The sequence below is a fragment of the Planomicrobium sp. CPCC 101110 genome (genome assembly GCF_007859395.1).
In the GTDB taxonomy this organism is placed as follows: Bacteria; Bacillota; Bacilli; order Bacillales_A; family Planococcaceae; genus Planococcus.
This window is the reverse complement of the sequence record NZ_VOHD01000003.1, coordinates 1,474,806-1,487,101: the sequence shown is the minus strand read 5'-3', so window position 1 is coordinate 1,487,101 and position 12,296 is coordinate 1,474,806. Positions and strand designations below refer to the sequence as shown.

General features: G+C 46.9%; 15 protein-coding genes. 5 read left to right on the top strand and 10 right to left on the bottom strand.

The window, feature by feature from the left end; all coding sequences use genetic code 11:
• Positions 1-86 precede the first annotated feature (86 nt).
• Both scpB and FQV30_RS07225 read right to left on the bottom strand, forming a co-directional pair.
• The gene (gene scpB, locus FQV30_RS07230) at positions 87-677 is read right to left on the bottom strand and encodes an SMC-Scp complex subunit ScpB (protein ID WP_146499418.1); all 591 of its coding nucleotides are present in this window, start codon (positions 675-677) and stop codon (positions 87-89) included.
• A complete protein-coding gene (locus tag FQV30_RS07225) occupies positions 655-1,428 on the bottom strand; it encodes a segregation/condensation protein A (RefSeq protein ID WP_146499417.1) in 774 nt (257 codons plus the stop codon). The genes scpB and FQV30_RS07225 overlap by 23 nt, the downstream gene beginning before the upstream one ends.
• A 57-nt stretch (positions 1,429-1,485) precedes the next feature.
• Between FQV30_RS07225 and FQV30_RS07220 the strand changes: the two genes are divergently transcribed.
• Positions 1,486-1,986 (top strand): DUF309 domain-containing protein, encoded by a 501-nt coding sequence (locus tag FQV30_RS07220; RefSeq protein ID WP_146499416.1) that lies wholly within the window; start codon positions 1,486-1,488, stop codon positions 1,984-1,986.
• Here the strand turns inward: FQV30_RS07220 and FQV30_RS07215 are convergent, their stop codons facing one another.
• The 7 genes from FQV30_RS07215 to FQV30_RS07185 form a co-directional block, all read right to left on the bottom strand.
• On the bottom strand, positions 1,987-2,346 hold the full coding sequence (locus tag FQV30_RS07215; RefSeq protein WP_146499415.1) for a GNAT family N-acetyltransferase: 360 nt from the start codon (positions 2,344-2,346) through the stop codon (positions 1,987-1,989).
• A gap of 181 nt (positions 2,347-2,527) precedes the next feature.
• Complete coding sequence (gene lysA / locus FQV30_RS07210; protein ID WP_146499414.1) at positions 2,528-3,850, bottom strand: diaminopimelate decarboxylase; 1,323 nt, start codon at positions 3,848-3,850, stop codon at positions 2,528-2,530.
• A 67-nt stretch (positions 3,851-3,917) separates the two neighbouring features.
• Positions 3,918-5,222: a pyrimidine-nucleoside phosphorylase gene (locus FQV30_RS07205; protein WP_146499413.1), complete on the bottom strand. Its 1,305-nt coding sequence runs from the start codon at positions 5,220-5,222 to the stop codon at positions 3,918-3,920.
• Between the two features lie 17 nt (positions 5,223-5,239).
• Entirely contained in the window at positions 5,240-6,424 is a 1,185-nt protein-coding gene (deoB, locus tag FQV30_RS07200; protein WP_146499412.1) for a phosphopentomutase, read from the bottom strand.
• Between the two features lie 70 nt (positions 6,425-6,494).
• Positions 6,495-7,397 (bottom strand): site-specific tyrosine recombinase XerD, encoded by a 903-nt coding sequence (gene xerD / locus FQV30_RS07195; RefSeq protein ID WP_146499411.1) that lies wholly within the window; start codon positions 7,395-7,397, stop codon positions 6,495-6,497.
• A 77-nt stretch (positions 7,398-7,474) separates the two neighbouring features.
• Positions 7,475-7,936 carry a ferric iron uptake transcriptional regulator gene (gene fur, locus FQV30_RS07190; RefSeq protein WP_146499410.1) on the bottom strand — a complete coding sequence of 154 codons (462 nt, stop codon included), beginning with the start codon at positions 7,934-7,936 and terminating at the stop codon, positions 7,475-7,477.
• 100 nt (positions 7,937-8,036) lie between these two features.
• On the bottom strand, positions 8,037-8,588 hold the full coding sequence (locus FQV30_RS07185; protein WP_146499409.1) for an NUDIX hydrolase: 552 nt from the start codon (positions 8,586-8,588) through the stop codon (positions 8,037-8,039).
• A gap of 80 nt (positions 8,589-8,668) precedes the next feature.
• Here FQV30_RS07185 and FQV30_RS07180 point away from each other — a divergent pair, with 80 nt between their 5' ends.
• The 4 genes from FQV30_RS07180 (at position 8,669) to hxlB (ending at position 11,431) form a co-directional block, all read left to right on the top strand.
• Positions 8,669-9,571: an aldo/keto reductase gene (locus tag FQV30_RS07180; protein WP_146499408.1), complete on the top strand. Its 903-nt coding sequence runs from the start codon at positions 8,669-8,671 to the stop codon at positions 9,569-9,571.
• A gap of 124 nt (positions 9,572-9,695) precedes the next feature.
• Complete coding sequence (locus FQV30_RS07175; RefSeq protein WP_146499407.1) at positions 9,696-10,070, top strand: winged helix-turn-helix transcriptional regulator; 375 nt, start codon at positions 9,696-9,698, stop codon at positions 10,068-10,070.
• A gap of 163 nt (positions 10,071-10,233) precedes the next feature.
• Positions 10,234-10,875, top strand: coding sequence for a 3-hexulose-6-phosphate synthase (gene hxlA / locus FQV30_RS07170; RefSeq protein WP_146499406.1), 642 nt, complete (start codon positions 10,234-10,236; stop codon positions 10,873-10,875).
• 1 nt (position 10,876) lies between these two features.
• Complete coding sequence (gene hxlB, locus FQV30_RS07165) at positions 10,877-11,431, top strand: 6-phospho-3-hexuloisomerase (protein ID WP_146499405.1); 555 nt, start codon at positions 10,877-10,879, stop codon at positions 11,429-11,431.
• Between the two features lie 70 nt (positions 11,432-11,501).
• Here the strand turns inward: hxlB and FQV30_RS07160 are convergent, their stop codons facing one another.
• Positions 11,502-12,290 carry a nucleotidyltransferase domain-containing protein gene (locus tag FQV30_RS07160; protein ID WP_146499404.1) on the bottom strand — a complete coding sequence of 263 codons (789 nt, stop codon included), beginning with the start codon at positions 12,288-12,290 and terminating at the stop codon, positions 11,502-11,504.
• Positions 12,291-12,296: the final 6 nt, after the last annotated feature.

The following is a 12,296-nucleotide window of genomic DNA, read 5'->3' as shown; positions in this document are numbered from 1 at the left end:
GTCACATTTAGCATAAAAGCGAAAGTTCGACGCCTCCACAAAAACAAAGGAAGACTGCACCCCATCCCCAGTCTCCCTTCAAACGGTCAAGCTTTCACTTCTTCTTTGAATGTTTCTTGAAACTTGGTCATAAACAAATCCGTCTCTTCTTCCGGCTCGCCACCCGCTTCTTCTGGAAGAGGCGGAAGTTCACCCAGGTTTTTCAAACCAAAATAATTGAGGAATTCGTTCGTTGTACCGTATAAAATGGCGCGCCCGGCGCCTTCCGCACGGCCCATTTCCTGAATCAGGCCTTTTGCAGCAAGCGTCTGGAGCGGCTTTTCACTTTTGACGCCGCGTAGATCCTCTATTTCCAAGCGCGTCAGCGGCTGTTTGTACGCAATGATTGCAAGCACTTCAAGCGATGCCTGCGACAGCGCTTGCGGCGTCGGGTTTTCCACAAGCTTTTGGATGGTTTCCGCTGCTTCAGGCTTCGTGACGAGCTGAAAAACCCCTGAAAATTCTTTGATCATCAATCCGCTTTCAGGTTCTTTATAGCGATTGGCCATTTCATCGATGCATTCCCGGATTTCAGTTTCTGCCGCTTCAGTCAGAAACTCAAGCTGGGCCATCGTCAGCCCATCATCGCCAACTACAAAAAGCAGCGCCTCGATTTTATTCGAAAGATTCGTCTTCATATTCCCACGTTTCCTTTCTAAGTTCCACCAGCAAATCAGTGAAATTCTTTTCCTGCTCTACGGCTATCACTTGCCGTTTCATCAGTTCAAGAACCGACAAAAACGAAACCACTAAAACTGACTTGTCGCTTGATGGAAACAAATCTGTAAAAGACGTTTTTCCTTTTGCGGCTTTCAACCTGCTGACAATTGACGTCATCTGGTCTTTGATTGAAATTTCCTGGCGTGCTATGCGGGCGGACAATGGCGCCTTCAATTGCTTGCGGCGCAGCATCTTCTGAAAAGCGGCCAGCATATCGTATGCGTTCACTTCCAAATCGACGTTCTCGACTGGAATGGAAAGCTGATATTCGGATAAATCCTTGGGCGATTTCGTGAAAAGGATCGAACGATTTTTCTCCATCTCCTTCATCTGCAAAGACGCTTCCTTGAATTTCCGGTATTCCACTAGCCGTGAAACCAGTTCATCCCGCGGATCCTGGTCTTCGAATTCGTATTCGATATCCTCCAGTTCCCCTTCATGGACCGGCAGCAGCATCTTGCTCTTGATCGCGAGCAATGTCGCAGCCATGACCAGGTATTCGCTCGCCTCATTCAGTTCAAGAACTTGCAGAGCGCGAATATGTTCCATATACTGTGAAGTGATCTGTGAAACCGGGATATCGTAAATATCAATTTCCAAACGGTGTATTAAATGCAATAATAAATCAAGAGGGCCTTCAAAGGCCTCAACTTTTACTTCATAGGACATGCTTAACCACCTGACTGTTAAAGATACTTATATTATTATAGTAGAAAGGGGATTGAAATGCACCCACTCCACCATCCGCTATTTATCCAATTCCTAATAAATTTCAATAGCGAACAAGATTATTTTGAATGCCACGAAGTTGGCGAAGATTACTGGAAATCTCTTGCACCCAAAGATAAAACCCATCCCCTGACCGGCTGGATCCAGATGGCCGTCGGCATGTACCATTGGAGAAGAAGCAATTACCCTGGCGCTTTGCGATCGTTCATCCGCGCAAAAGCAAAACTCACGGATGGAGGCATCTGGGTGGAAGGATTCGATCACGCTGAACTGATCCGGCTGTTGACCGTCTCCATAGAAGCGGTTACCGACCGAAAGCCATTTTCCCCTTATCAAATCCCGATAGAATCTGAAGACTTGAAGGAAATGGTGGCAAGCTATCAGACTGCCCATCCCATCGCCCCTCAGGATCCATATTATATCATGCATAAACACCGGCTGCGGGACCGTTCTTCCATCATCAGTTTGCGTGAACAAAAAAAAAGGCGGAACCTTTGATCAAAGTCCGCCTTTTTTTTGAGGGCATTTTTCTAGAAATGCACGCGTTTCTTCCGTCGAGCGCATTTCCCTGTCCTGCATTGTTTGTTGGATTTTCTCGACCATGGCATGGCCAATCCCTTCGTTTCTATAAGAAGGGTTGACCGACATGTGGTGGATCGTGAACGCGCCTTCTTCTACTTCCACTCCCAATAACCCGACAAAATCTTCTCCCTTTTTCCAGAGAAACAATTGCCACTCAGGATTATCTTCGTATTTCTGCATCGTTTGCTGAAGCACTTTCAAATCCCGCTCTTTTGGCATGAATGACATTAAACCCATCGCGATTTTTTCGAATGATTTTTTGTATCTTAGTAGCATAACTAATCCCTCGTTTTCGTCCATACACGGCTTTGTACATCCTACTATAAACTCGCGAAGAACACAAGTTCACAAAAAGCTTAACCGCCTAGAACATTATCTGCGAAGAAAACCCAATAGAGGATTCCCCACCCGATGGCCACTACCAGCAGGAATATCAATAACAGCACGTTGGCTCTATTCATTTGTCTTTGACTTTTTGCTTGTATGACATGTCATGGGTGATCAAGTCTTCATTGGACTCCCGTCGCACCACCAGCTGATGTTCTCCGTTTTCCACAAAGACAACAGCAGGACGGCCGATGCGGTTATAGTTGCTGGCCATGGAATAGCCATAGGCGCCCGTGCAGAACACACTTAAAATATCGCCTGCTTCCACAGCCGGCAAACGCGCTTCTTCTATCAACTTGTCCCCTGACTCGCAAAGCTTTCCAGCAATGGTGTACTGCTCGTTTGCTTCCGCATCCGCTTTGTTGGCAAGAAGCGAAGCGTATTTGGCTCCATATAAAGCGGGACGAATATTATCGGACATTCCCCCGTCAACTGCCGCATATTTGCGAAGCCCCGGCACTTCTTTCATTGAACCGACTGTATACAGCGTTGTGCCGGCATCGCCGACTAACGACCGTCCTGGCTCAATCCAGATTTCAGGCAACTGGAAATCCGCAGCTGCCGACACTTTTTTGACAGTGCGGATCATATCTCTTACGTAGATTGCCGGCTCGAGCGGCTGGTCCTCCTCTGTATAGCGGATGCCAAAACCGCCTCCAAGATTCAAAACCGGGCAGCGGTAGCCATATTCCTTTTCCCAGCCTGACATCTTTTCGACCAGCTTTTCGGCAGCCAACTGGAAACCGGTTGTATCAAAAATTTGTGAACCGATGTGGCAATGAAGCCCCATAAGATTCAGGAACGAATGGCCATATGTCCGTCGGAACGCTTCATCCGCCTGGCCGTTTTTCAAATCAAATCCGAATTTCGAATCTTCCTGCCCGGTTGTAATATAATCGTGCGTATGAGCTTCAATCCCCGGAGTCACCCGCAATAGGATGTTCATCGGCTGCTTAAGTTCTTCCGAAAGTTTTTTCAAAAGATCGATTTCATAAAAGTTGTCGACTACGATGCAGCCGATTCCTTCTTCAAAGGCCATGCGCAATTCCGCTTCACTTTTGTTGTTGCCATGAAAGTGGATTTTTTCTGTCGGGAATCCGGCTTGGATGGCCGTGTACAATTCCCCTCCGGATACTACATCAAGAGACAAATTCTCTTCAGCCGCCACCTGATAAATGGCTATGCTTGAAAACGCCTTGCTGGCATAAGCCACCTGATAGGCAACCGCCTCGTCTTCGAATGTCTTCTGGAATGCCTTGGCACGATCACGGAATAATTGAATATCATATACAAAAAGCGGTGTTCCGTATTCTTTTGCCAATTCTACAGTGTCTGTTCCGCCGATTGTCAGATGGCCTTGGCCATTGATGGCTTGTGTTCCGTATAAATGCATGAGTTCCCTCCTAGCCGCGAATGGCAGATATGAAAAATCTTGCTGAGAATAATCTCAGCAAGACGAGTTAATCGGTGATCACCGCAGAAATAAGCGGTGTCTTTTCGACCGGTTCGCTTGAATATTCTACACTATTATACAACATGCGCAGGCATTCTGCGACATCTTCCGTATTGGAATAAACCGTTGCAATTGATTCGCCTTCCTGGACAAAGTCGCCCACTTTCTTATGGAGGACAATGCCGACCGCCAAATCGATTTCAGACTCTTTCGTAGCTCTTCCTGCTCCCAAGATCATGGCTGCAGTACCAATTTCATCAGCTTCCATAAATGAAATATAGCCTTCCCTCTCAGACGGTACTGCTGTTTTGAATGCAGCCTGCGGAAGCAGTTCCACGTTATCGGCAACAGCCGGGTTGCCGCCCTGGCTTTCGATGAATTGCTTGAAAATGTTCAACGCTTCGCCATTTTCTATCGCTTGCACAAGCATGGCGCGCGCTTCTTCCAAAGTTTTTGCTTTGCCGCCGACAACGACCATTTGGCTGCCAAGAACCAGGCAAAGCTCCGTCAAGTCCTCCGGCCCTTTGCCTCGAAGCGTTTCAATCGCTTCTTTCACTTCAAGCGCGTTGCCAATCGCAAAGCCAAGCGGTTGGCTCATATCCGAAATGATGGCCATTGTTTTGCGGCCGGTCGCATTGCCGATGCCAACCATCGCATGCGCCAATTCCTTTGCATCCTCTTCAGTTTTCATAAAAGCGCCTTCGCCCGTTTTAACATCCAAGACGATGGCATCCGCGCCAGCAGCGATTTTCTTGCTCATGATCGAACTTGCAATCAAGGGTATGCTGTTGACTGTTGCAGTCACATCCCGGAGAGCATATAACTTCTTGTCCGCCGGCGTCAAGTTTCCACTTTGTCCGATCACAGCCACTTTAATATCATTGACTTGTCTAATGAAATCTTCAGTGGACAATTCCACATGAAAGCCTTCAATGGCTTCAAGTTTGTCGATTGTACCGCCTGTATGCCCGAGCCCGCGGCCGCTCATCTTCGCCACCGGCACTCCGCACGCCGCAACAAGCGGGCCGAGCACCAGTGTAGTCGTATCGCCCACGCCGCCGGTCGAATGCTTGTCCACTTTGATGCCTTCGATGGCTGACAAGTCGATTTGATCGCCTGAACCGGCCATCGCCATCGTCAAATCCGCACGCTCCCGGTCGCTCATATTCTGGAAGTAGACAGCCATCAAAAAGGCGCTCATTTGATAATCTGCAATCTCGCCGTTTGTATAGCCGGTGATAATATGCTGAATTTCTTCGGTGGAAAGTTCCAAACCATCGCGTTTTTTTTCTATCAAGTCGACCATTCTCATGAGTTTTACCTGCCTTTTTATTTTAATTTCGATAAAAAGCTAATGCCGAATTTCGGCATTGGCGCTGAGAAATTTTCCGCTACTGTCGCGCCGATATCTGCAAACGTTTTGCCGAGCTCCAATTCTTTTCCACTTTCAAAACGCGGGGAAAAAGCTAAAAGCGGCACATATTCACGCGTATGGTCTGTCCCAGGGAATGTCGGATCGTTGCCATGGTCGGCCGTGATAATGAGCAGATCGTTTTCAGTCAACCTTTCAAGCACTTCCGGAAGCCGCTTGTCAAATGCTTCAAGCGCTGCACCGTATCCTTCCGGATCTCTGCGGTGGCCGTATAAGGCGTCAAAATCCACCAGATTCAAGAAACTGAGGCCATTGAAGTTTTCGCCGGCCACTTCCACCAGCTTATCCATGCCGTCCATATTGTCTTTTGTCCGGACCGTTTTGGTCACACCTTCACCGTTATAGATATCATTGATTTTGCCGATTGCTATGACGTCTTTTCCGATGTCTTTCAACTCATTCATGACAGTGCGGTCAAAAGGCTTTAACGCGTAATCATGGCGGTTCGATGTGCGTTTGAATGCGCCGGGTTCACCAAGGAAAGGGCGAGCGATGATGCGGCCGACCAAATATTCCGGATCCAGTGTAAGTCCACGCGCAATTTCGCAGATTTTATAAAGCTCTTCCAATGGCACAATCTCCTCATGCGCGGCAATCTGAAGAACCGGATCTGCCGAGGTATAAACAATGATGGCGCCTGTTTCCATATGCTCCTGCCCCAGTTCATCGAGAATTTCTGTTCCGCTTGCAGGTTTGTTGCCGATTACTTTGCGCCCTGTTTTTTCTTCCAGCGCTTGGATCAAGGAATCCGGGAATCCATCCGGATAAACTTTGAAAGGAGTATCGATATTAAGACCCATTATTTCCCAGTGCCCTGTCATTGTATCTTTTCCGACAGATGCTTCCTGCAGCTTGCCGAAATATGCTGCAGGTTTTTCAGCTGCAGCGATTCCTTTGGCAGGTTTGATATTGCCCAAGCCGAGGTTTTCCATATTTGGCATATGCAAGCCGCCGACGCTTTCTGCAATATGGCCAAGCGTATCCGATCCAGTGTCGCCAAAAGCTTCAGCATCTGGAGCTTCGCCGATTCCCACTGAATCGAGGACAATCAAATGAATTCTTTCAAAAGGTTTTAGTGTCATGTTATTTCCTCCTTGTATACGATTCTATCCTACCACAAAGCGCGTTCTCGTCGGAAGTCTGACGTCTACTTTATGCTCTGGGATGAAATTGCGAATACACATCCTTCAAACGGGTTTTGCTGACGTGTGTATAGATTTGGGTCGTTGAAATATCTGCATGCCCCAGCATTTCCTGCACAGCGCGCAAATCAGCGCCATTCTCTATCAGATGGGTTGCAAACGAGTGCCGCAATGTATGGGGAGTCAGCTCTTTTTGGATGCCGGCTTTTTGGGCGTGCTGTTTCAGCAGCTTCCAAAATCCTTGCCGAGTCAATCGTCTCCCTCTTTGATTGATGAACAGTGCATCGGTTTTTTCCGCTGGCTTCAATAAGGTGTGCCGTGCATTTTCCAAATATGTTTTGCATGCTTTCAAAGCGGATTTACCAAGCGGAATAATCCGCTCTTTCCCCCCTTTGCCGAAACACCGCACAAAACCCATGGTCAGATTGACATCTTCCACATCCAAATTGATGCATTCACTGACGCGCATGCCGCTCGCATACAATAGTTCCAGCATTGCTTGGTCCCGCATCCCGTTCGCTTTATCAATAGCAGGGGCTTGCATTAGTGCGTCCACTTCTTCAATTGACAAGATGTTCGGCAGCTTCTTATCCATTTGCGGCATTTCCAGGTGGACCGTCGGATCATTGTCCACTACCCGTTCACGGATCAAAAATTGGTGAAATGACCGGATTGACGAGATATGCCTTGCTACGGTCCGGGATGTTTTGGTCGTTTCCTTCAAATGGCGAAGATGGTTCAATATATGTATCCGTTCCACTTTACGCAGTGAATCGAGTTGTTCAACTTCTTTCAAATACTGAATGTAGCCCTTCAAATCCCTCTCGTAAGACACAAGCGTATTGGCCGCCAACTGCCGCTCCACGCGCAGAAAATGTAGATAATCATCAAGAGCATCTTTTGCGTATTTCATCTTTGAACCCCCTTTTTATAGAAGAAATTAAAAAAGAAGGGCGACCTTTAATGGCCGCCCTTCTTTTTTCTCACGAATCATTGAGATGGATCTTGTGAGCTGCGGTCATGGCAACGCCAGCAAATGCCATGAAACGTAAGACGGTGGTCTTTAATTTGAAAGTTCCAGCGCTTTTCGACAACGCCTTCAACATCTCCCAACAAGTCTTCCTGTATTTCATCTACAGCTCCGCACTCTAAACACACTAAATGATGATGGAAATGCGCTGCGCCTTCTTGGCGCAAATCATAACGGGAAACTCCATCACCGAAATTTATTTTGTCGACAATTTTCAATTCAGTCAATAATTCCAATGTCCGGTAAACAGTGGCCAATCCAATTTCCGGTGCAATATCTTTTACCAAAAGATAGACATCTTCAGCACTCAAATGGTCTTCTTCATGATCCAGCAAAACCCGGACGGTCGCTTCACGCTGTGGCGTCAATTTATAACTCGCAGCATGCAATTGCTTTTTGATACGATCAATCCTTGTTTCCATGCGACGCCCTCCTTAAACTGCTTCCATTATAGCAAAGGAGTGTTCTCATTTACAACATATTATCATTCTTACTTTAGAATGATTATCATTTAGAGACGGTTTAATTGATAATTGATAGCCGCTGTTTTGCCCAGATGACAGCAAAAGCGGTTTTAGCATCATAAATCCGGTTGTCTTTCATCATTTGTTCCGCTTCTTCAACTGACACTTCCAGCAATTCCACAAATTCATCCTCGTCGAGTGCAGCGCCGTTTGAGGCTTTTTTCAATCCATCTGCGAAAAACAAATGAATCACTTCATCCGCAAAACCAGGAGAAGTTGAGAACGATTGAATCAGTTCCAATGAATCGGCCGTATAGCCGGTCTCTTCTTCCAGCTCCCGCATGGCTGTGTATTCCGGCGCTTCGCCTTTTTCCAACTTGCCGGCCGGAATTTCGATGATGGAACGCTCCAATGCTTTTCGGTACTGTTCCACCATAATGATTTTGTTTTCCGGGGTAAACGCAACAATCGCGACAGCCCCGGGATGTTCGATAAGCTCACGTTTAGAGGTTTTGCCGTTCGGCAAGCTGACTTCGTCCACTTTCAGGTTGATCACTTTGCCTTCATAGATGCGTTCTGAAACGATGGTTTTTTCTTCAAACTTTTTCATGATATTCCTCTTTTCGTTTGAGATTTCTCTATCGCACAGTATACCATAAGGGAAACATGAAATTACAATGGAGGGACGTTATGAAAAAAGTGAATCTTGGAAACAGCCCGTTGAAAGTGAGCGAAATCGGTTTCGGCTGCATGTCTTTGCCGATCGATTCCAAGCAGGCTTCAGCCATTGTAGAGGAAGCGGTCGCCAACGGCATCAATTATTTTGATACCGCGGATCTCTATAACAAAGGCGAAAATGAAACACTTGTCGGCCATGCTTTGAAAAGGCGCCGGCAAGACGTAATCATAGCCACGAAAGTCGGCAACCGGTGGAGCCGCGACAGCGACGAAGTCACATGGAACGCCACTAAACCGTATATACTCGAACAAGTCCATAATAGCTTGAGGAGGCTTCAAACCGATTACATCGATTTATACCAGCTGCATGGCGGGATGATCTCTGACGATGCAGAAGAAACAATCGACGCTTTCGAATCTTTGAAAAAAGAAGGTCTGATTCGGGAATACGGGATTTCTTCTATCCGTCCGAATGTCATCAAACGGTTTTTGGCAAAAAGTGATATCGTCTCGATCATGATGCAGTATAGCTTGTTCGATCGCCGGCCTGAAGAGTGGCTTTCGGACATCGGCTCGGCCGGGCGTTCTGTTGTGACCCGCGGAACACTTGCAAAAGGGCTTTTGACAAATGATGGCCTCCGACGCGCCGAAAAAATGGGCAGCTATCTGACTTACAGCGAAAGCGAATTGAAAAGTACGCTGCAAAAACTGATGGGAATACACGATAACCTGCATGCCCTATCCCTTCATAGCATTCTGCAAAACAGCACAGTCGCTTCTGTCGTAGCTGGCGCAAGTTCTCCCCAGCAAATCAAAGATACGATTGCCGCCTATGGGACGCCGGTATCTGCAGACCAAATAAAAGAAGCAAAAAAAGCAGCCAAACAAGATATCTACCAAGAGCACCGGGAGTAGCAGAAACCAGTTGTTTTACTTCCATATTTGCACGGCGTATACTCTTTTATACGAAGAACGAAAGTACAGCAGCTGCGTCCGGGATACCAGGGATTGCGCTTGAATGACAAGGAGATGGAAACAGATGGGACATGTATGCGAAAAGGAATTCAGCTGCGAAAAAGAACTGACCCTTGCTGTAATCGGCGGCAAATGGAAGATGTTGATTTTATGGCACCTTGGCAAAGAAGGCACTAAGCGCTTCAACGAATTGAAAAGGCTGATTCCGGGCATAACCCAACGGATGCTTGTCACTCAGCTCAGGGAACTTGAGTCCGACTTTATCATTCATCGTGAAATTTATCCGGAAGTTCCACCGAAAGTCGAATATTCGCTGACAGCTCAAGGACGGTCGCTGATGCCTGTCTTAGAGAACATGTATGAGTGGGGCAAAACATATAAAAGCTTTTTAGAGATAGCAGTGCCTGCTGCCGAAGCAGAAGAGGCGAAAGCGAAATAACGGTCTTCAACGCGGAAATCCATTCGGATTTCCGCTTTTTGATTTCCGTTTTCCCACGGTATACTTTTTAGCACTATATGAGAATAATGTGCGTACTTTCGGAAATCGAAGTATAGGCATACACTGGAGGAGCAACTAAAACGAAACTGAGGAGAATGAGAAGATGAAATTACAATTGGCATTAGACTTGGTGAACATTCCACAAGCGATCGAGCTTGTTCAAGAAGTAGAACAGCATATTGATATCGTTGAAATCGGAACTCCTGTCATAAACAAAGAAGGGCTGAAAGCTGTTTCTGAACTGAAAGCCGCTTTTCCGAATTTGACTGTCTTGGCTGACGTGAAAATCATGGACGCTGCCGGATATGAAGTGGCCCAGGCAAGCGCAGCCGGCGCGGATATCGTAACCATCCTTGCGCAAGCTGAAGATGCTTCGATCAAAGGCGCTGTCGAAGAAGCGAAAAAACAAGGGAAAGAAATCCTTGTGGATATGATTGCTGTAAAAGACATTAAAACTCGCGCTGAAGAATTGGATGCTTTTGGCGCCGATTATATTTGCGTCCATACGGGATATGATTTGCAAGCAGAAGGCAAAGATTCGTTTGCCGATCTTCGCACTATCAAAAGCGTTGTGAAAAACTCGAAAGTTGCCATTGCTGGCGGCATCAAACTTGAGACATTGCCGGAAGTCATCCAAGAACAGCCGGATTTGATCATCGTCGGCGGCGGCATCACGAGCAAAGAGGACAAAAAAGCGGAAGCTGAAAAAATTTACAAACTGATTCAAGAAGGCGCGGCTGTTTAAGATGAAGACAGCGGGATACACGGAAGTGATTTTAAAAGAACTGCAGACAGTGTTGTCGGCCATTGAGGATTCCGAGGCCGATAAACTGGCGGAAGCCCTGCTTGCTTCGGAGAAAATTTTTGTTGCCGGCGGCGGCCGCTCGGGCTTCATGGCAAAATCTTTTGTTATGCGCCTGATGCATGTCGGACTCGATCCGTATATCGTCGGGGAAACTGTAACCCCCAATCTAGAAGCTGAAGATATTTTTGTTGTTGCTTCCGGCTCAGGCGAAACACAAAGCCTCGTTGCCATGACCGAAAAGGCCAAAAAAATCGGAGCTGTTGTCGCAGCCGTGACCATCAACCCTGCTTCCTCAATCGGAAAACTTGGCGATATGGTAGTCGAAATACCGGCACAAGCCAAAGCGGATGGCGATAGCGGGAAATCGATCCAGCCGATGGGTTCTCTTTTCGAACAGTCGCTGCTGCTGTTTTTCGATGCCATCATCTTAAAAATCATGGAAAAAAAATCGCTAACTTCCCAAACGATGTATGGCAGGCACGCCAACCTTGAGTAAGTTGCCCTTTTGAAAAAACAGGACAAAAGCTTTCACAAGCTTTTGTCCTGTTTTTTTGTGTTTATGCGGTTTAACTAGTTCCTTCCGTTGTTTTTGCAGGGGCCTCTATCATTCTACGGAGCAAAGGTTCAATTTGTGCATCTTCCGGCAAATCCGCTAAAATCCAATCCAATTCTTTGCCGATCAGCTGGCTGATCCGAATTGCCGCTGCTGGATGTTCTTGCGGAGTGGTGGCATCCATGATTGCTGACATTTTCTCGAAAAGTTCTTGCGGCAATGATTGGGCAAGTGTTTTCATGCCCAGCTGCGCTCGGCAAGGAGCATATCGATGCAGCAAAACACGCGCCAAATGGTCCGTCACATTCGTCAGCATCCTTGCCGCCCATATACCATTTCCACGTGCGCTTGCTTTTTTGTATTGAAACAAAAACCAGGCGACATCGATGACGGCATCCGAAAACTCCTCCGCTTTCAGCTCAAGCGTTTGCGCAGCTTTGAATGGATCAAGCAAACCTTCCGGATCGTAAAGCACCCGAAAATAATCTTTTACCGGAAAAGACTCCAGTGTGACAGTAAACAAATCAATATGCAGCAGATTATCATAGACAGCGATCAGCTGTGGCGCAATGATGAAGATATCATCCTGGAAAATGATCGGGCGATATGCTCTGAGGTGCGCTTCTCGCGCTGCCAAAAATTGTTTCTCATCCCTTTCTTCGACCAAGCAATACAAATCGATATCGGAATGCTCATCGTGTTCATTGCGGCCCATGGAGCCTTTCAAGAAAACTGCTTGGACGTGCGGATCTTCCATTAAGCTCGCACAGATTTTTTCTGCCGCTTGTTCTTGAATCAGCATTTCCAT

Excerpts from the sequence above, each read along its gene's own strand:
- scpB (WP_146499418.1), bottom strand. The coding sequence starts at position 677 with ATGAAGACGAATCTTTCGAATAAAATCGAGGCGCTGCTTTTTGTAGTT.
- FQV30_RS07225 (WP_146499417.1), bottom strand. The coding sequence starts at position 1,428 with ATGTCCTATGAAGTAAAAGTTGAGGCCTTTGAAGGCCCTCTTGATTTA.
- FQV30_RS07220 (WP_146499416.1), top strand. The coding sequence starts at position 1,486 with ATGCACCCACTCCACCATCCGCTATTTATCCAATTCCTAATAAATTTC.
- FQV30_RS07215 (WP_146499415.1), bottom strand. The coding sequence starts at position 2,346 with ATGCTACTAAGATACAAAAAATCATTCGAAAAAATCGCGATGGGTTTA.
- lysA (WP_146499414.1), bottom strand. The coding sequence starts at position 3,850 with ATGCATTTATACGGAACACAAGCCATCAATGGCCAAGGCCATCTGACA.
- FQV30_RS07205 (WP_146499413.1), bottom strand. The coding sequence starts at position 5,222 with ATGAGAATGGTCGACTTGATAGAAAAAAAACGCGATGGTTTGGAACTT.
- deoB (WP_146499412.1), bottom strand. The coding sequence starts at position 6,424 with ATGACACTAAAACCTTTTGAAAGAATTCATTTGATTGTCCTCGATTCA.
- xerD (WP_146499411.1), bottom strand. The coding sequence starts at position 7,397 with ATGAAATACGCAAAAGATGCTCTTGATGATTATCTACATTTTCTGCGC.
- fur (WP_146499410.1), bottom strand. The coding sequence starts at position 7,936 with ATGGAAACAAGGATTGATCGTATCAAAAAGCAATTGCATGCTGCGAGT.
- FQV30_RS07185 (WP_146499409.1), bottom strand. The coding sequence starts at position 8,588 with ATGAAAAAGTTTGAAGAAAAAACCATCGTTTCAGAACGCATCTATGAA.
- FQV30_RS07180 (WP_146499408.1), top strand. The coding sequence starts at position 8,669 with ATGAAAAAAGTGAATCTTGGAAACAGCCCGTTGAAAGTGAGCGAAATC.
- FQV30_RS07175 (WP_146499407.1), top strand. The coding sequence starts at position 9,696 with ATGGGACATGTATGCGAAAAGGAATTCAGCTGCGAAAAAGAACTGACC.
- hxlA (WP_146499406.1), top strand. The coding sequence starts at position 10,234 with ATGAAATTACAATTGGCATTAGACTTGGTGAACATTCCACAAGCGATC.
- hxlB (WP_146499405.1), top strand. The coding sequence starts at position 10,877 with ATGAAGACAGCGGGATACACGGAAGTGATTTTAAAAGAACTGCAGACA.
- FQV30_RS07160 (WP_146499404.1), bottom strand. The coding sequence starts at position 12,290 with ATGCTGATTCAAGAACAAGCGGCAGAAAAAATCTGTGCGAGCTTAATG.